We start from the raw sequence: 17620 nt of genomic DNA, 5'->3' as shown, positions 1-17620 counted from the left end.
TATCGCTTTTAATACGGAATCGTCAACCGCTCCAAATCTTCAATATCTCCGTTGAACATATTTAAATCAACATTCCCTTTGATACCATCTACAGCTCCCCGTTCAGAAAACTGCCAGAAGTCCCAATGCTTTTTGGGCCGATCGATCCAAAAATTATAATTAGCGATCCACAGCACGTAGTCCGAAAACTCCTTTTCTAAGAAATCTGTGAAATAACTGTCCCCCGAGTACAAGATAGGTTGTACACCATAATGTTGTTCCACTTCATCTAGCCACCGCTTCAGTCCCACCTTCAAGGAATCCATCGATTGCCGACGTGGTCGCTCCTCAATATCTAAAACAGGTGGAAGATCCCCTGGTTTTAGCTTTACTAACCTAATAAAATTTTTTGCTTGTTTTAATGAGTTTTCATTCGGTCTGAAATAATGATATGCACCGCGTAACTTCGTTCTGCTTGCGACTTCACTCCAATTTTCACGAAAGCGCTTATCTTTTGCCGATTCCCCCATTGATGCACGAACAAACACAAAGTCGACCGGTACAGCTCCATGTATCTTCAGCACTGCATCCCAATCAATATTTCCTTGATACTGCGAAATATCAATGCCATAGACTTTATCGTCATGCCGCTGCATTAAAGAAAGATTACGCTTATCATGCTCCGTAGCGGTGTGGCTATCGACTTTTTCCTCGCCGTAAAACCAATTTTTGATTGCAAATCCCCAATCGGTACGCAGCATGATCAAACCTAATACCCCCGCCACAGCAATCGGTATCCCGATGCTAAAAATCAAATACCGCTTTCGTTCAGCCGCCTGAATAACAGGCTTCCCTTTTGTCACTTTTTTGGTCCTTGCCATTAAAGTGTGAAATTAGCAGATTTAATCGAAATTATATTGCTTTATCTTCCAATTTACGCACAAAGAGATTATAGTTTTCATGCTTCTCTACCGAAACAAGCTCGCCTACATCGACGAAACCATCTAATGCAACGACATCGTACCAGCGTCCCTCAATTTCAACCTTTCCTGCAGGACGCAACACCGTACGAGCAACCCCTTGTTTACCAATCAAATCCACCATTTGCTGCGACGAGGTATACCCCACCTCGGCCTTTTGTTCATCTTCCAAAACCAATCTCTTGAACAGCGACGATTTCATCAAATTACGACCAAAGGCAACCATAAGTACCACAGCCCCTAGCATGGCACCAATCACAATTAAAAAAGAATTCATTAATAAACCGGGTCTAGTAAGTTTAAAATCTAAAAAATCATTATCGACCATCGAAAAGGCCAGTCCACACAAAACAAAAATAATTCCCAAAACACCGGCAACCCCAAACCCTGGAATCACAAAAATTTCCAAGGCCAATAATACCACACCGATTACAAAAATAGCGATCTCCCAATGATCAGCGAGCCCTTGAAGGTAAAGCGGAGCAAAGAATAAAGCACCGCAAAGCAGCGCAATAAATAAAGCAAAGCCAATCCCAGGTGTCTGTAACTCAAAATAAATTCCACCTATAATCCCTAATATCAAAAAACCACTGACCATGGGATTAATCAAAAAAGCGATTATACGATCAATCGTCGTAATTTTATGTTGTGATACTTCGCTTGGTTTAATTTCTGCTTTTGTATATAGATCTGTGATCGAGGTTACTTCTGCATCGGCAACTCCTGCTTTTACGGCTTCACTCGTTGTCAAAGTCAGCAGTTTACCGTCAGGCTTTAGGGCTGGCACAGAGACCTCAGGATCAACAAAAGCCTCCGCAATATGAACATCGCGCCCCTTCGCTTCGGCCGTTGCACGCATCAATCCACGCATATACGATTGATATTTCTCCGGCATAATTTCTCCCTGTTGATTCACCACGCTGGCAGCACCTAGGCTTCCTCCCTTTTGCATATAAATTTTATCAGCAGCCAATGAAATTAAAGTCCCTGCTGAAGCAGCGTTATTATTCACGTATACTATCGTCTTCATATCAGCAGACAACAATCGAGTCCGAATGGAGTCCGCAAAATTTACTGCACCACCAAATGTATTCAGTTCCACCAGAAAAATTTTAGCCTTCGTTTCTTCGGCTTTTTTGTACGCTAAGTTAATCGTACGCCAAGCATTGGGCCCAATATCATCTTTCACATCTACTTTATACACGCGCTGCGCCATGCTCACCTGCATACAGGCTACCCATAGAAAAAGAAAAGCAAGAAAGGTTTTCGTAGATTTGTTCATACACTAAGTTAAGGACCGATTCATTTCGCTGTAATGACTAAATATACAACTTCTCTAGCATTTGTAGAAAGATTTCCGTTCGAAATATGGAAAATCGTGGTTGATCCCGATAGCCAACAATTTGCTGTAGAACTTCGCCATCCAGATAGTACCACACCAATCCTATACCGCTTAGACTTTACGGGAAGGATCAAACTGAATCACAAAGAGATAACCCCTAAAGAATGGACGTTAGATCATATCTATGGCGAACAGCTTATCTTGAAAAAAGTAGGTGAACAACAACCCGTAAAAGAAGGTATCTTGATCTTAGACCGTCTTGGAAATGAACGATTTTGCACCTATGAACATGTTTTGGTGGCCGTGGAAGATAATTACCTGATTATGCGGCACCGCAACTTTCAAACTGGTTTTGAAACCTACCTCAATCTAGATACGCTAGAAAAAGAACCAGCGAAAACCGCTCAGAAAAATAACGTCGGTCATGCTCCGCTCGTTTTACCTGTACCCTATTACGGCAATCGCCCATCTTACCTCGATCATGTTACAAAAGAAGAATTCATTTGGTTAAGTCGTCATGAAGACCACTATCTATGGAGCTACCACAGCAAAGGGAACGATGGTTATTCTTTAAACCTTTGCCTTGCAGACACATCCAAGATACTGTACGAACAATGTCTACTGAAAGATATACCCAAGATGATTCCTCAACCTTATTTCCAAATTGGGAATCAACTTTTTTTATTGTCATATAATAAACAAGAAATTGTTTCGTATTTACTATAATTGTAATTGTATGAGAAAAAGAAATGTATGCTCAACATTGGTTAAGTTGAGTTTTATAGGACTCTTCTGTAGTCCTTTTATTACCTTGGCAAAAACAGCTCCTTTAGCTGATAAATATATGGTGGTAGCACCAGATTCAATTGGTACAGAAATTATTAATGACCAAATCTATATTATCCATAAAGTAGAATCCAAAGACACCTATTATGCCCTTGGGCGACGCTACAAAGCTCAGGTGAATGCGATAATGTCGGCAAATAACAAGAAAAATTTAAGACCTGGAGATACCGTAAAAATACCTACGGGACGAAAAGGGGAAGCGCTAGCGGTTACCAAACCTGTCGTTAACACAACGAACACCCAAAAACAAAATAACACGAGCGTACAGACTCCAGATAATAATGAAATCCTTACAAGCTATAAAGTAGGTAAAAGTGAGACGCTATATGCGATTTCAAGACGTTTCAATACAACCGTTGATGAAATTAAAAAGCTGAATAACCTCACCAGTAATGCTGTTCGTGAAGGCCAGATGCTTAAAATTCCAAATGCAGATTTTCAACCACCGATAATTGAGGAACCTGTTGTTGCTGTAGAACCTGAGGAAATAGACACCCCCATCATAGAACAGCCTGGACGTGACTTAGGGTTTGAACCAAGCCGCTATGGTATTCGCGAGAAAAAAGAAAAAGGCATTGGCGTATGGATGGACAATTTAGAGACCAATGAGAAGAGTAATCTTGCCCTCCATAAAACGGCTCCAATTGGGACAATATTAAAAATAACCAACCCCATGACCAAAAGTGTTACGTACGCAAAGGTTGTTGGAAAATTTAATGACAACGCTGATAATCAAGATGCTATCGTTATTTTATCAAAATCTGCTGCATCTTATATTGGTGCTTTAGACAGAAGATTTTTGATAGAAATCGCCTATGGTGTACCTTTGCAAGAATAATCATAATTTTGCATTGATGAACAAACCATACGTTATTGGGATAGCAGGGAGTAGTGGCTCGGGAAAAACGTTCTTTCTCAAGAGTTTTTTAAATCACTTTCAGGAGGATCAAGTCACCTTAATTTCACAGGACGATTACTATATTCCAGCCAACACGAAAACCAGAGAGGAAAATAGGTTGTATAACTTTGATATCCCGACATCCATCAACCGAGCGGATTTCTACAAGGATATAAAGTCTCTCTTCAACGGCGAAACAATCTACAGGGAAGAGTATACATTTAATAATCCAAATCTTAAGCCAAAGATATTGGAAATAAAACCAGCTCCTATCCTGATCGTGGAAGGCTTATTTATCTTTCATTACACGGAAATTAATGAAATTCTCGACTATCGTATCTTCTTAGCGGCAGATGAATCAGTGGCGTTAGAAAGAAGATTGCGTAGGGACCTTGTCGAACGTGGCTATGATCGAGATGATGTAATGTATAAATGGATCAACCATGTTGTTCCATCATATAATGAGTTTTTACTCCCTTTTAAAGAGCAATGTGATCTCGTTATTATTAATAATACCGATGACCCACAGATTATCGATGACGCAGCAAATAAAATATCACTCGAATTGAAAGCACAAAATTCGGACGTTAATATTATTTAAAAACAATCTAAATAACTATCTTTGTATCCGATGAAGGATGTGATAGTTAACACTTTAACAAGTGAACAAGATACAAATCCCTTCTTGACCGAACTCAGGAAGGGATTTTTTGCCAATACGGATACCGATTGCTGTATTTTTAAGAAGTGCTGTAAAAAGTATAAAAGAGGAAAACGTTGCAAAAAATGTCCTAATAGATAGATTCAATCCTCTCGTAGCGCACTCCCTCCTACGTTTTTCCAATTAGCAACTATGCTGTCGGTTCCCTAAATAAATTCAACAAGCTGTCAACTGCGTTCCACGTGCGGCAAAGGCGATCCTGCGGCCTTCCATATGAAATATTACAGGAATAATACACTGAGACCTTGGGTAAAGACAACCAAGAGTCGTATTTTTGTCGGATGGAACTTTCGGTATCGGCTAAAACCCTCAAGTGGTTACTGCGTTTTTATCCACCATTTCTTTTTCAACGCGTATGGATTGAAAAGATTCAACCTGATTATAAGCAGGCAGATATCCGTGTTTTCAAAAGCCTGCTCAATATCAATGGCAATAGAAGCATCTTTGGCGGCACTATTTTTTCATCCATTGATCCAATTCACACCCTCCTGTTAGACCAGATTTTTAAACAGCAAGGAATACACAAAACAGTGGCTTGGTTAAAGTCCGCAAAAATCGATTACATCAAGCCCGCAAAAAAAAGCTTGAGCTTCTCGATTAAACTACATGATGAAGATATCTCGAGCGCTCTGGCCGACGTTAAAAACAACGGAAAGGTGGTAAAGACCTTCGTTATTGATATCTTCGATAAAGACGGCTTACTATGCGCGCAGTCGCAGAACGAAATTTATATCCGAGATTTAGGTTTTGATTTCTCTACACTCAATACCCAAACTCACCAACCCTACATAAAATCAGACATATGAAAAAGTTAATGTTAAGCGCTATTGCACTCACAACAGTAGTTGCCATCAGTTCCTGCCAACAAAAGGCAAAAGATGTAGAAAACAACCCGCAAGAGCTTTCCGCTAAAGCAATCGAGGTACACGATGAAATTATGCCACAGATTTCTACTTTTGATAAGCATACTGTCGTTATCGATTCACTGTTAACAAATCTTGCGGTCCTAAAAACAGACAACCCGACATTGGATACCGTTGCAACGCGCACCGAACTATCTACCTTAAAAGATAACCTCGAACAGGCAACGGACAAGATGATGGTGTGGATGCACGAGTACACTACAGATAGTACAGATACGGAATATCAAAAAGCAGAAATAAAACGTATTTCAGACTTAAAAACGGAGTTTGAAAAAGTTACATCGGATGCCAATAGAATATTAGCGCCTTTCACAAAAAAATAATGAAAATAGCGATAAAACAAAGTTTACTGAGCCTCTTCTTTTTTGCTGCAATCGTTGGATGTGCTCCCAAAGCAGATAAAAAACTGCCTTACATTGGAGAACCAGATATCGAAGAAAAGATCGTGGATGGAAAAACTATCACCGATACGATTTATCATCGTATTCCAAGTTTCTCATTCCTTAACCAAGACAGTGTCCTTCTTACAGAGAAGGCATTTGACAACAAGGTTTACATCGCAAATTTCTTTTTTACCCACTGCCCAAGTATCTGCCCGACCATGCAGCGTAACCTGTTAAAGGTATACGAAAAATACAAAGGTGATGATCGCGTTTCTTTTCTTTCGCACAGTATCGACTTCAAATTTGATTCACCAAGTGTTTTAAAGGCGTACGCACAAAAACTAGGTGTCACAAATGAACAGTGGCAATTCGTCACAGGAAGTAAAAAGGACATTTATGGTCTTGCGGATCAATACTTAGTCTACACCAAAGAAGATGCATCGGTTCCCGGTGGATACGATCACCAAGGATACTTAGTGCTTGTTGATAAAGATAAACACATTCGTGGGGCTTACGATGGCACCAATGAGGAGCAGGTCGCCCAATTGTTTACAGACTTAGAAATCCTATTACAAGAGAAATAAAAGAAAATACGTATGCGTAAATTATTTCTTTCATCTCTTCTAATAAGCACGCTTATCGGCGTGCTTATTACTATTCAGGCATGTCAGCCTAATGTAAGTATAGAAACGGCCCAATATGCCGTAAATGGCCAAAAACTCTATACCACGCACTGCCAAAATTGTCATGGCGCGAAAGGCGAAGGACTCGGACAACTATACCCTCCATTAACGGACTCTATCTTCTTGAACAAACATCGCAGCCAGTTGGCATGTATCGTAAAAAATGGTATGAAAGGATCGATTGAAGTGTCGGGAAAAAAGTTTGACAATGAAATGCCGGGCATTCCACAACTGAATAATGTCGAGATTGCTTATATCCTGACCTATGTAACGACAACATTCGGGAATAGTACAACAACCTATACGCAAGAGGAAGTCGCTAAAAACATCGCTTCCTGTGATTAGGGAGGAGACCATAGTTGGTGGATCGTAGTTGGGTCTTGTAGAAACACAAACCCGAAGGGCTCAGCACCGCTAGATTTTGTGTCTTTCTTGTCTATCCGATCACTAACCGCTGATTTGATCTTCTAGCTCGGACGAACCTTTTACTTGTTACTAATTCGCCGTTGGTAGATCATCGTATTTACTAGGAGCATAAAAAAAAGGTTTCCAAACGGGGAGAATGGAAACCTTTACTAACCAATTATAAACCTAAATTATGATACTACAAAGGTAACACGCCTAACAGCACAATCAAAGCGATTTTCAAAACTTAACAAAAACTTAACATTATACCCTCCCATTCTCCTCAATCCCTAGTAATCTTCCTGGGAACATATTGATTTATAACAAATCTTTGACAAATGCGCGTAAATAATTTCACTACATTTGCAACCGAATGAACGTTCAATTGCCTGTTGAAAATCCTAGACCTACACAGCAAATTGGCAACGAACAACTTGTTAAGAAGGATAATAAAACATGAAAAACAACGTCAGTCCAGACAAAAAGGAAGCTATTTTTGAAAGCGCCCTACATTTAATCCATGAGCATGGTTTCCACGGTGCTCCTATGAGTCAAATTGCGACTCATGCGAATGTGGCTGCAGGAACCATCTATCATTATTTTGCATCAAAGGACGAACTAATCTTAGAGCTTTTTAAATACTGCCGCGAAAGAACAAACGAACATATATTCAACTTTGATAAGGATCTTTCTTACCAAGACAAGTTCTTCTATATTTGGGACAGGTTAATAGAGTACTATATCGCTAATAAAGAAATCTTTAGGTTTATAGAACAATTTTACTCTTCCCCCTATTATGAACTTGTAGTGCAGTCTAAAAGTCCGTGCTATTATGGTGCAAACCATATGTTAGATTTCTATGAAGAAGGTATTAAAACGGAAGTTATTCAAAAAGTGAGTTTCACGGTATTCATATCACTTTTTATTGGATCAGCTACTTCACATGTCAAGGGTATTGTTTACAGAATGGTGCCCGTGGACAAGCAAGATCGAAAAGATTTAATTGAAATTATTTGGAATGGTATTAAAAATCAATAATATGAGATTCAAGAAAGCTGCTTTATTTTTATCTATTGCTTCTTGTTTTGTAAGTTTTGCAGAAGCACAAACAAATAATCAAGGAAGCAAATTAAACGAAAATGCCACATTAAACGAGTTAATCAACTACGCCTTAAGCAACAAGATTGAACTCAAACAAGCCACAATTGATAAAGAAATTGGAGAGCGTGAAATCGCATCCGCCTTATCGGGGTGGTTTCCACAGATCAATGCGACAGGTAGTTTAGTTCATAATATTCAACTACCGACCACGGTTATCAGTGGTCAAACCATTACTATGGGACAGAAGAATACCAGCGGATTAACGATTCAGGCGGATCAACAGATTATTAGTCCTCAACTGTTTCAAGCCTCCCGTGCCGCAAAGTTTATTCGTCAACAGAATAATCTGAATATCGAAAGCACACGAATTTCGACCGTTGTGGATGTCAGCAAAGCCTATTACGACATCCTCACATCGGAAGAGTCCATTAAGATCATCAACGAAAATATTGTTCGTCTAAAACGTCAATACAGTGAAGCGAACTCGCGCTATGAAGTGGGATTAGTCGATAAAACGGATTATAAAAGAGCACAGATATCGTTAAACAACAGTAATGCTCAGCTCAAGTCGGCACATGAAAGTAGGCAATATAAATACGACTACTTAAAGATGCTGCTGGGCATGAATACGAGTGAACCACTGAGCCTGTCTTTTGTTAATCAAGCTCTGGAACAAAATATTCTATTGGATACGACGGAATTGTTGGATATCGCAAACCGGGTAGAATACAAACAAATTCAAACGCTTAAAGAAATCCAGAAGCTGAACACCCAATATCAAAAATGGAATTTTTTACCCACCCTTGGAGCCTATGCAAACTACGGGTTAAATTACCGCGATGATAAATTCAGCAAGCTTTACAGTGATAACTTTCCGAATTCTTCAGTTGGGCTATCCTTGAAGCTTCCGATCTTTACAGGAACTAAGCGTATCCAGGAATTGCGCAAATCAGAACTTCAAGAAGAACGCATCGAATGGGACTTAAAGAATTTGGAAAACAAGATCAGTACTGAATATTCGGCGGCTATGGCAAGCTATCGGGCGAACATGAATGAATGGCGCAACTCAAAGGCGAATATGGAATTGTCTGAGGAGGTATACAACACCATTAAGTTACAATACGATGCCGGTGTCAAAACATATTTAGAACTGATGACTGCCGAAACAGATTTAAAGACAAGTCAATTAAACTATTTGAACGCCCTTTATGCTGTATTATCAAGCAAGCTTGATATCCAAAAAGCATTAGGTACAGTGAATATCACGAATTAAGAAACAAACCCTTCTAACCCTCGAAATTTACAAGAAACATGAATAAGAAGTTTTTATTTTCAGCATTAGTTATAGGTTCAGGACTGCTATGGCAATCTTGTGGATCTAAAGACAGTTCAAAACAGCAACAGGCTGCGGCGGCTCAAGGCGAGATTGCTGTTCCTGTTTCTTTCGGAACAGTTGAACAACAGATCGTATCCGGATTAAAAAGCTACCCTGCCAGCGTTGTCCCGTTACAAGAGACCGAGATCAGAGCAGAAGTTAGCGGTTATGTTACCAAGATATATGTAAGTGATGGCGCCTTTGTTTCCAAAGGTCAAGCCTTGTATGAAATAGATCGTGTGCGCTACCAAGCAGCTGTTGACCAGGCGAAAGCCTCTTTGGCAATTTCTAAAGCAAACCTACAGCGTGTAGAAAAAGATCTGCAGCGTTATCAAACGCTTGCCGAGCGTGACGCGATTGCGAAACAAACTTTAGACTATGCGATCACCGATGTAAATAACCAAAAAGCTCAAGTCCAAGCCGCACAGGCGGCATTGACAGCTGCGCAAACGGACTTGCAGCGTTCTACAATTCGCGCCCCATTCTCTGGTGCTGTTGGTATTTCTCAAGTACGTACAGGTGCATTGGTTTCTCCATCCACCTCGTTGAATACGGTAAGCTCCATCGACCCTGTCGCTGTAGAGTTCCAGATCAGTGAAAAAGAAATTGCAGAATTTGCGGCCTACCAGGCTGGTCGCGCAAGTACCGAGATTACAGTTGTACTCCCTGATGGTACTTCATACCCTGCTCAAGGCCGCATCTCTACTATGGATAGAGCCGTGGATCCAACAACGGGAACAATCAAAGTACGCGCCACCTTCAACAATGCGCAAAACATCTTACGTGCCGGTATGAACCTCACCATGATTGTAAAAAGCACTTCTTCGTCCGAACAATTGCTTATTCCATTTAAAGCGGTTCAAGATCAGCTAGGTGTATACAATGTGTATGTGGTTAATGACAGCAGCAGAGCCGAGCAGCGTGCCGTGGAACTTGGTCTAAAGGTTGACGACAAAGTGGTGGTGACCAGTGGCGTTCAAGCCGGCGAAAAAATTGTGGTCGACGGTGTAATGAATGTTAAAACTGGCGCTAAGCTTGTTGAGAATGCACCACAAGGCGCACCGCAACAACCACAGAAATAGCGTGTAACAACGTACATAAAACAGGCGTCATGATCTCGGGTAACCCGAGCAGTCAAAACGCTATTGAAAGGGGGTTTGATAGCCCTTGATGACAAACACTTTCAGAAAAAAAGAATATGATATCAGAAGTATTTATAAAAAGGCCCGTCACCGCAATCGTAATATCTATATTAATCATGATTATAGGTACGATTTCGATTATGACGTTGCCAATCAGTCAATATCCAACCATTGCCCCACCAACGGTAACCGTTACAGCAAACTATACAGGTGCTGATGCGCAAACTGTGGAACAAACGGTAACCACGCCTATCGAAAGTCAGATTAACGGTACGCCAGGAATGATCTACATGTCATCCAACAGTACATCCAACGGACAATCCAGTATCACCGTAACCTTTGAAGTAGGTACCGATATTGATATTGCTACACTTGATGTTCAGAACCGTGTAGGTATTGCCGAACCATCCCTTCCAGAGGCTGTTCGTCGTTTAGGGGTCACCACTCGTAAAGCAAACACCGATATCTTGATGTTGGTATCCTTGGTTTCTCCTAAAGGAACACGGGACGATAAGTTCTTGGCCAACTACGCCAACTTATACATCAAAGATGCGATTATGCGTGTAAAAGGTGTGGGTGATGTGACCGCTTTCGGTCAACCGTTCTCCATGCGTGTATGGTTAGATGCAAACAAGCTGACAGCCTTAAATCTTACGCCAGCGGATGTTTCGAGCGCAATTTCCGAGCAAAACTTAAGAATTCCAGGCGGATCCGTTGGGGCTCCACCGCAACAAAGCTCTCAGGTTTTTGAGTATCCTGTTATTACAGACTCTGATCTTTCATCGGTTCAGGATTTTGAAGAAATTATTATTAAATCCAATACCGATGGTTCTATCGTGACACTAAAAGATGTGGCACGTGTTGAATTAGGTCAGTTTAGTTATTCCACAACCACTAAAACGGATGGTATGCGATCAACCGGTATGATGATATCGCAAACACCAGGTGGTAACGCTGTGGAAACAGCTGACGGTATATACAGCGCCTTAGAAGGGCTGAAAAAATCATTCCCTGAAGATGTAGACTACGTCGTAGGATATGAAACAATTTCCGTAGTCAACGCTTCTATCGAATCGGTTATACATACCCTTGTCGAAGCCTTGATTTTGGTTACGCTCGTGGTGTTCTTCTTCTTACAATCGTGGCGTGCAACATTAATTCCGGTACTTGCTATCCCGGTATCTATCGTTGGTACATTTATCTTCTTTAGTTTATTTGGATTCTCCATCAACAACCTTACCCTACTTGCATTCGTACTGGCAATCGGTATCGTAGTGGATGATGCCATTGTTGTGGTAGAGGCCGTACAGCACTATATCGACCATTATGGAATGAGTGCTAAAGAAGCAACGAGCAGAGCCATGCACGACATCACCGCGCCGGTAATTGCGATCGCCTTAATCTTGGCGGCGGTGTTTATTCCAGTAGGTTTTATTCCAGGAATGGTAGGTAAACTTTATCAGCAGTTCGCCATAACCATTGCGGTATCGGTTATGATATCGGCATTTATAGCCCTTTCATTAACTCCTGCCCTGTGTTCGTTACTCTTGAAACCAACATCGGTAAACGAGAATGCAAAAGGTCTAAACAAATTTTTCTATAAGTTTAACCTTTGGTTTGCTCGTGTTACCCACAAGTATTCGAACGGTGTAAAGGCCTGTATCAAAAAAGCACCATTAGCATTAATTATCCTCCTTTGTGTTTTCGTTGGAACAGGCTATATGTTCAAGACTAAACCTACAGGCTTTATTCCAACAGAAGACAATGGATCATTCTTTGCTGGGGTTACACTACCGGAAGGATCTTCTGCCGCTAGAACCGAAGTGGTGTTGAACGAACTAGAAACACAATTCCGGAAAGACTATCCAGAGATTGAACATATCACCCTCATATCGGGTATCAACATCTTAAACAGATCCTTTAAATCCAATGGTGCCACACTCTTTGTGTCGTTGAAACCATGGAAAGATCGGAAACGTACAGCTGCTGATATTACGGGTGCGATTATGGGTAAATATCGTGGGTATGATAAAGCGCGTGTACTTGCGGTAACTCCACCAGCGATTCCTGGATTAGGTACATCTGGAGGTTTCTCTCTCCTAATTCAGGATCACCAGACCGTAGATATCAAAGAATTTGAAGGTGTCGTAGGTAAATTCCTGGCAGCGGCAAACCAACGTCCAGAAATTGGAATGGCCTATACCCTATTTAACTCGAATTCGCCAAACTTTAAGATTTCTGTTAATAGAGAACAAGCGAAGAAAATGGCGGTGCCGGTATCATCGGTCTACAGTACGATCTCGGCTTATTTAGGTTCCGCTTATATTAATGATTTCACGCGCTACGGACGTAACTTCCGTGTAGTAACACAAGCGGAGCAAGATTTCCGTATGAATATCGAAGACATCAACAAATTGTATGTTAAGAATCTAAACGGTGCCTCCGTACCGTTAAGTAGTTTGGTAACATGGGAGTTAGTACAAAATCCTTCCATCATTAATCACTATAATATCTTTAGAAGTATCGAGGTTAGTGGTTCCGCCGCTCCTGGATATAGTTCTGGAGATGCGTTACGCGCACTCGAAGAAGTTGCTGCACAAACGCTACCGAACGGTTACGGCTATGACTTCTCGGGCTTATCATTACAGGAAAAACAATCAGGTAATATGACCGTGATGATCTTCGCGCTGTGTATTGTCTTTGTATTCCTTTTATTGGCCTCATTATACGAGAGTTGGTCGGTTCCGTTCTCCATCTTATTATCGGTGCCGATTGGTATCTTTGGAGCGATCCTGACACTCTTGTTTATCCCAGCATTGGATAACAACATCTATGCGCAGATTGGTTTGGTAACCATCATTGGTTTGGCGGCAAAAAATGCGATCCTGATCGTCGAGTTTGCGAAAGAACGGGTGGATATCGGAATGCCTTTGCTCGATGCAACATTAGATGCCGTCAAGCTTAGGTTACGACCAATTATCATGACTTCATTTGCCTTTATCTTAGGGATTATTCCTTTGATGCTCTCTACGGGAGCGGGCGCGTTCTCTCGCCAAACAATTGGCTGGACCGTATTCGGTGGGATGATGGCAGCAACATTAATGGGAATCTTTATTATTCCCGTGTTGTTCTACGTGATCACCAAAATGGCTTATGGCAAGAAAAAACTAGCCGAGCTTGAAGCGAATTTCGATGAAGAAAAAGCAAAGAACTTAAGTTCACACTAATAGATAAAAAGGGCGGTTTTTCAAAACCGCCCTTTTTATTACTTCATTCCCACATACGAGGCAAAGCATAGATTCTTATGGAGAATATCCACGGTGCTAAAGCCAACCGAACGAAGTAGATCCAATTGATAAACTAAGCTACGAGGGCTATCCTCTTTTTCAATATAGGCAAATACGGCATCCCGATAAGCTTCGTCTTTCAATCCGGTTAAATACGTACCGTAGAGATCCTTGTAGATATAATCCTGCAAAGCCGCCGTATGTTGTTGGATTAAATCAAATACCCAAAGGCTGCCGCCTGGCTTCAACAAACGATATAACCGTCCAAAACTATCCGTCCAGTCGGCATCGTCACGTAAATGATGAAGTACCGCAGTCGTCACAATAACATCATACGCACCTTCTTTCAAATCGATAGTCCGGAAGTCTCCTTTAAGCGCGTCCGTCGTTCCCGCGTTGACCGCCCCAACTCGTGCTAAAGCGCGGTCCAGCATCGGCTGACTTAAATCTACCAAGGTGATATCTATAGATTTCTTCTTTTGCAATAACTTCACCATGTAATTCCCCGCTCCACAACCAATATCCAGAACACGGATAGGTTGCGGGTACATTCGTGCAATAGACGTAGTAATCAATTCCATGTTGAAAGCCGCATCCAACGTTGTCTGTTGGCCTGTTTCTAAATTCGAAAAACGCTCCACATCAGCATCAAAGCGTTGTTCTATTTCCAATAATGTCGATTTCATTGTTTTTTCTTTTCTCAAAGCTAAGCAGTATATTAATACTTAAAAAATACTATATTTATCATACAATAATACTTAATAGGTATGGAACTAAGACATATTCGGTATTTCCTCACCCTCGCCGAGGAGCTACACTTTGGACGTGCAGCACAACGTCTTTATATATCGCAACCTCCTCTTAGCCGACAAATCAAAGAGCTCGAAGAAGAAATCGGGGCACAACTTTTCACCCGAGATAACAAACGTGTCGCTTTAACCAACGCGGGCAAATACTTTCGAGACGAATGCCAGACAATCCTCGATCAGCTTAGCAACGCACAAGTCAAAACCACCCGAATCCATGAGGCATTGAGTGGGGAGATAAACATCGGATATATCAGTGCTATCGATAAACATAAATTAGCATTACTCGTCCAAGATATACAGCAAACCTTTCCTTACCTTCAAACAAAACTATATGAGCTTTCTACCGAACGGCAAACAATAGCCCTTATCAATGGAAAGCTCGACATTGGGATTCTCCGTGCACCGATTACCGCACCACAACTCGAGGTAGAACATCTTTATCACGATAAATTCTGTCTTGCCTACGCACAGGACTTTATACTACCCAGCACGTTTTCCGAATTACATGGAACTCCCTTTATCACGTACAATGCTGATTATGCACCTTGGTACCACCATGCCGCATTATCCTATTGTTCCCGCATGGGCTTCTCACCTACCATTCGACATGAATGCAATAATATATCATCCATTTTGGAATTAGTACATCATAATATCGGAATAAGTGTTGTTCCTCAATCCGTCAGGAAACAATACCAACATTTGGCTATAAATTTCCTAGCTTTGGATAACATAGCTATTACAACGGAGATTATACTGGCGTATCCAAGAGAGCGGCAACACCCTGCTTTTACGGCATTACAACAGTTCACACTAAAACACGTAAAGGATGAAACTATATAGCATTGATACCGGATTTTTTAAGCTTGATGGAGGCGCCATGTTTGGCGTGGTTCCAAAGTCTATATGGCAAAAAACCAACCCCGCCGATGAACGGAATTTATGTACATGGGCCAACCGATTGTTACTGATTGAAGATGGACAACGATTGACGTTGGTCGACACTGCGATTGGCGACAAACAAGATGATAAATTTTTCAGCCACTATTACATGCATGGCGACGACACCCTGGACAAATCGTTGCATAAATTAGGTTTCCATCGGGATGATATTACAGATATTATCCTGACCCACCTACACTTTGACCATTGCGGAGGCGCCATCAAACGGGATGGTGATCGGCTGATCCCTGCTTTTAAAAACGCAGTCTATTGGAGTAATGAACAACATTGGAATTGGGCAATCGATCCAAACCCAAGAGAGAAAGCTTCTTTTTTGAAGGAGAATATCCTCCCCATTCAAGAGAGTGGTCAATTGCAGTTCTTGACGGAAGGAGCTTCCTATGCACCCGACATTACCATACGTTACGCACATGGACACACCGAAGCCATGATGTTGCCACAGCTATCTTACAAAGGAAAAACTATCCTTTATATGGCAGATCTATTGCCTTCTGTCGGACATATCCCACTTCCTTATGTGATGAGTTATGATGTCCGCCCGCTGACCACCATGGCAGAGCGACAAGATTATTGGACAGAAATCGTAGATCAAGAATATATCCTTTTTCTAGAACACGACTCAGTCAATCAATGCTGTACATTACAGCACACTGAAAAAGGAATTCGATTAAAAGAGACTTTCCGTCTCGATGAAATATAAACGGCCATGCAACATAAAAAGCTAGGATTTTTATCCTAGCTTTTCTCTCATAAAAAAAGTATAATTTACCGCCAAAGCAGTCAATCGCATGGATAAAGGAAAGCTCTACCCAACTGGTTCCAAATACTGCGCATAACAGTATCCTTCGCCACCACCATTTGTGCGAACCAACCACCATTGATCGTTAGCACGGCTAATCAATGTGATTACCTCACCCTTAGCCGCTTTACCAACAATCGGTTGATCCGTACCCGGACCTTTTCTGATATTTAAATTACCATCTTGCGTAATGACGCGAACCTGACTTCCCACAACAGCGGATGAAACGTCGACATTCATCACAACATCCCCTGTCAAGAAATTAGGATCTATTTGGTTATAGACATCCCATAATTTATTTTTCACATCTGCATTGGGTGCAGTTCCACGAATTTGTAAAACACCATCTTGTTCCGCATACTGCAAATCTGAAATCCCGGAAGCCGAAGCCGTATCCAATAATACTTTATATTTATCTTGTAATGCCATACCAATAAAGCTTAATTTGTTACTTAACTGTTAAACCAACCATATCTACCTTTTTTGGATTCAGTGCATCCAAGGCCATTTTCAATGTTTGTACGCGCGCTTGTTCTAATGTACCGGTTACGGTAATAACCCCATCTTTCACCTCTGCTTTTACCGAAGGAAAATCTTTAGTTGCGTCCACTACTTTCGGGATTAAATCCGCATCTACGGTATTTACCGTAATTGGCGGGGCCGTCTCTACAATAACGTCATTAACTAGGTTCTTCGTATGCTTAGCATCCAAAGCTTTGATGGTCTCCGCCAAAGCCGTCTTTTCTGCTTCCGAGCCGACGGTGCCCGAAAGTGTGATAACACCTTCTTTAACATCCACCGCAACCCCAGGGTGCGTCGATGTAACGGTTTCGACTTTAGCTTTCAGATCAGCATCCGAAATTTTGGATTTGCATGCGCTGAAAGACAACGCTAACGCTCCAGCAACCGCTAGAACCATAAAATCTTTTCTTAAGTTCATAATAATCCTTTTTTCATAAAATGTTAGAACAATTTCATACAGAC

18 protein-coding genes are annotated in these 17620 nt (G+C 41.2%); 13 read left to right on the top strand and 5 right to left on the bottom strand.

The window, feature by feature from the left end; genetic code table 11:
• Window positions 1-8 precede the first annotated feature (8 nt).
• Together E2P86_RS06150 and E2P86_RS06145 are read right to left on the bottom strand one after the other, a co-directional pair.
• Window positions 9-860 (bottom strand): glycoside hydrolase family 25 protein, encoded by an 852-nt coding sequence (locus E2P86_RS06150; protein WP_085472570.1) that lies wholly within the window; start codon window positions 858-860, stop codon window positions 9-11.
• A gap of 31 nt (window positions 861-891) precedes the next feature.
• Entirely contained in the window at window positions 892-2241 is a 1350-nt protein-coding gene (locus tag E2P86_RS06145; protein WP_085472569.1) for an NfeD family protein, read from the bottom strand.
• Between the two features lie 33 nt (window positions 2242-2274).
• Between E2P86_RS06145 and E2P86_RS06140 the strand changes: the two genes are divergently transcribed.
• The 11 genes from E2P86_RS06140 (at window position 2275) to E2P86_RS06090 (ending at window position 14005) form a co-directional block, all read left to right on the top strand.
• Complete coding sequence (locus E2P86_RS06140) at window positions 2275-3027, top strand: hypothetical protein (protein ID WP_134431575.1); 753 nt, start codon at window positions 2275-2277, stop codon at window positions 3025-3027.
• 10 nt (window positions 3028-3037) lie between these two features.
• On the top strand, window positions 3038-3985 hold the full coding sequence (locus E2P86_RS06135; protein ID WP_234991174.1) for a DPBB and LysM peptidoglycan-binding domain-containing protein: 948 nt from the start codon (window positions 3038-3040) through the stop codon (window positions 3983-3985).
• Between the two features lie 16 nt (window positions 3986-4001).
• Window positions 4002-4646, top strand: coding sequence for a uridine kinase family protein (locus E2P86_RS06130; protein ID WP_394346507.1), 645 nt, complete (start codon window positions 4002-4004; stop codon window positions 4644-4646).
• Window positions 4647-5011: 365 nt separating this feature from the next.
• Window positions 5012-5572, top strand: coding sequence for a DUF4442 domain-containing protein (locus tag E2P86_RS06125; protein WP_240775580.1), 561 nt, complete (start codon window positions 5012-5014; stop codon window positions 5570-5572).
• Window positions 5569-6012: a hypothetical protein gene (locus tag E2P86_RS06120; RefSeq protein ID WP_085472566.1), complete on the top strand. Its 444-nt coding sequence runs from the start codon at window positions 5569-5571 to the stop codon at window positions 6010-6012. The genes E2P86_RS06125 and E2P86_RS06120 overlap by 4 nt, the downstream gene beginning before the upstream one ends.
• Window positions 6012-6656, top strand: a complete 645-nt coding sequence (locus tag E2P86_RS06115; RefSeq protein WP_134431572.1) for an SCO family protein — start codon at window positions 6012-6014, stop codon at window positions 6654-6656. The genes E2P86_RS06120 and E2P86_RS06115 overlap by 1 nt, the downstream gene beginning before the upstream one ends.
• 12 nt (window positions 6657-6668) lie before the next feature.
• Entirely contained in the window at window positions 6669-7100 is a 432-nt protein-coding gene (locus tag E2P86_RS06110) for a c-type cytochrome (RefSeq protein ID WP_085472564.1), read from the top strand.
• A 516-nt stretch (window positions 7101-7616) separates the two neighbouring features.
• Window positions 7617-8198, top strand: a complete 582-nt coding sequence (locus E2P86_RS06105) for a TetR/AcrR family transcriptional regulator (protein ID WP_085472563.1) — start codon at window positions 7617-7619, stop codon at window positions 8196-8198.
• A 1-nt stretch (window position 8199) separates the two neighbouring features.
• Entirely contained in the window at window positions 8200-9534 is a 1335-nt protein-coding gene (locus E2P86_RS06100; RefSeq protein ID WP_134431569.1) for a TolC family protein, read from the top strand.
• A gap of 38 nt (window positions 9535-9572) precedes the next feature.
• Window positions 9573-10718, top strand: a complete 1146-nt coding sequence (locus E2P86_RS06095) for an efflux RND transporter periplasmic adaptor subunit (protein ID WP_134431564.1) — start codon at window positions 9573-9575, stop codon at window positions 10716-10718.
• A gap of 116 nt (window positions 10719-10834) precedes the next feature.
• Window positions 10835-14005: an efflux RND transporter permease subunit gene (locus E2P86_RS06090; protein ID WP_085472560.1), complete on the top strand. Its 3171-nt coding sequence runs from the start codon at window positions 10835-10837 to the stop codon at window positions 14003-14005.
• A gap of 38 nt (window positions 14006-14043) precedes the next feature.
• Here E2P86_RS06090 and E2P86_RS06085 read toward each other — a convergent pair whose 3' ends face one another.
• Entirely contained in the window at window positions 14044-14751 is a 708-nt protein-coding gene (locus tag E2P86_RS06085) for a class I SAM-dependent methyltransferase (RefSeq protein ID WP_134431561.1), read from the bottom strand.
• 81 nt (window positions 14752-14832) lie between these two features.
• Between E2P86_RS06085 and E2P86_RS06080 the strand changes: the two genes are divergently transcribed.
• Window positions 14833-15717 (top strand): LysR family transcriptional regulator, encoded by an 885-nt coding sequence (locus tag E2P86_RS06080; protein WP_085472558.1) that lies wholly within the window; start codon window positions 14833-14835, stop codon window positions 15715-15717.
• Window positions 15704-16537: an MBL fold metallo-hydrolase gene (locus E2P86_RS06075; RefSeq protein ID WP_134431558.1), complete on the top strand. Its 834-nt coding sequence runs from the start codon at window positions 15704-15706 to the stop codon at window positions 16535-16537. The genes E2P86_RS06080 and E2P86_RS06075 overlap by 14 nt, the downstream gene beginning before the upstream one ends.
• Window positions 16538-16642: 105 nt before the next feature.
• Here the strand turns inward: E2P86_RS06075 and E2P86_RS06070 are convergent, their stop codons facing one another.
• Together E2P86_RS06070 and E2P86_RS06065 are read right to left on the bottom strand one after the other, a co-directional pair.
• The gene (locus E2P86_RS06070) at window positions 16643-17065 is read right to left on the bottom strand and encodes an SH3 domain-containing protein (RefSeq protein ID WP_085472556.1); all 423 of its coding nucleotides are present in this window, start codon (window positions 17063-17065) and stop codon (window positions 16643-16645) included.
• A 19-nt stretch (window positions 17066-17084) separates the two neighbouring features.
• Window positions 17085-17576, bottom strand: coding sequence for a BON domain-containing protein (locus E2P86_RS06065; protein WP_085473018.1), 492 nt, complete (start codon window positions 17574-17576; stop codon window positions 17085-17087).
• Window positions 17577-17620: the final 44 nt, after the last annotated feature.

Source organism: Sphingobacterium psychroaquaticum, assembly GCF_004421025.1.
Classification (GTDB): Bacteria; Bacteroidota; Bacteroidia; order Sphingobacteriales; family Sphingobacteriaceae; genus Sphingobacterium; species Sphingobacterium psychroaquaticum.
The sequence above is the reverse complement of the archived record's forward strand: the minus strand, read 5'-3'. Positions and strand labels throughout refer to the sequence as shown.

Bases quoted from the DNA above. Each gene is read 5' to 3' on its own strand.
- E2P86_RS06090 (WP_085472560.1), top strand. From the start codon at position 10,835: ATGATATCAGAAGTATTTATAAAAAGGCCCGTCACCGCAATCGTAATA.
- E2P86_RS06065 (WP_085473018.1), bottom strand. From the start codon at position 17,576: ATGAACTTAAGAAAAGATTTTATGGTTCTAGCGGTTGCTGGAGCGTTA.
- E2P86_RS06105 (WP_085472563.1), top strand. From the start codon at position 7,617: ATGAAAAACAACGTCAGTCCAGACAAAAAGGAAGCTATTTTTGAAAGC.
- E2P86_RS06130 (WP_394346507.1), top strand. From the start codon at position 4,002: ATGAACAAACCATACGTTATTGGGATAGCAGGGAGTAGTGGCTCGGGA.
- E2P86_RS06135 (WP_234991174.1), top strand. From the start codon at position 3,038: ATGAGAAAAAGAAATGTATGCTCAACATTGGTTAAGTTGAGTTTTATA.
- E2P86_RS06140 (WP_134431575.1), top strand. From the start codon at position 2,275: ATGACTAAATATACAACTTCTCTAGCATTTGTAGAAAGATTTCCGTTC.
- E2P86_RS06150 (WP_085472570.1), bottom strand. From the start codon at position 860: ATGGCAAGGACCAAAAAAGTGACAAAAGGGAAGCCTGTTATTCAGGCG.
- E2P86_RS06080 (WP_085472558.1), top strand. From the start codon at position 14,833: ATGGAACTAAGACATATTCGGTATTTCCTCACCCTCGCCGAGGAGCTA.
- E2P86_RS06085 (WP_134431561.1), bottom strand. From the start codon at position 14,751: ATGAAATCGACATTATTGGAAATAGAACAACGCTTTGATGCTGATGTG.
- E2P86_RS06115 (WP_134431572.1), top strand. From the start codon at position 6,012: ATGAAAATAGCGATAAAACAAAGTTTACTGAGCCTCTTCTTTTTTGCT.
- E2P86_RS06145 (WP_085472569.1), bottom strand. From the start codon at position 2,241: ATGAACAAATCTACGAAAACCTTTCTTGCTTTTCTTTTTCTATGGGTA.
- E2P86_RS06075 (WP_134431558.1), top strand. From the start codon at position 15,704: ATGAAACTATATAGCATTGATACCGGATTTTTTAAGCTTGATGGAGGC.
- E2P86_RS06095 (WP_134431564.1), top strand. From the start codon at position 9,573: ATGAATAAGAAGTTTTTATTTTCAGCATTAGTTATAGGTTCAGGACTG.
- E2P86_RS06120 (WP_085472566.1), top strand. From the start codon at position 5,569: ATGAAAAAGTTAATGTTAAGCGCTATTGCACTCACAACAGTAGTTGCC.
- E2P86_RS06100 (WP_134431569.1), top strand. From the start codon at position 8,200: ATGAGATTCAAGAAAGCTGCTTTATTTTTATCTATTGCTTCTTGTTTT.
- E2P86_RS06070 (WP_085472556.1), bottom strand. From the start codon at position 17,065: ATGGCATTACAAGATAAATATAAAGTATTATTGGATACGGCTTCGGCT.
- E2P86_RS06110 (WP_085472564.1), top strand. From the start codon at position 6,669: ATGCGTAAATTATTTCTTTCATCTCTTCTAATAAGCACGCTTATCGGC.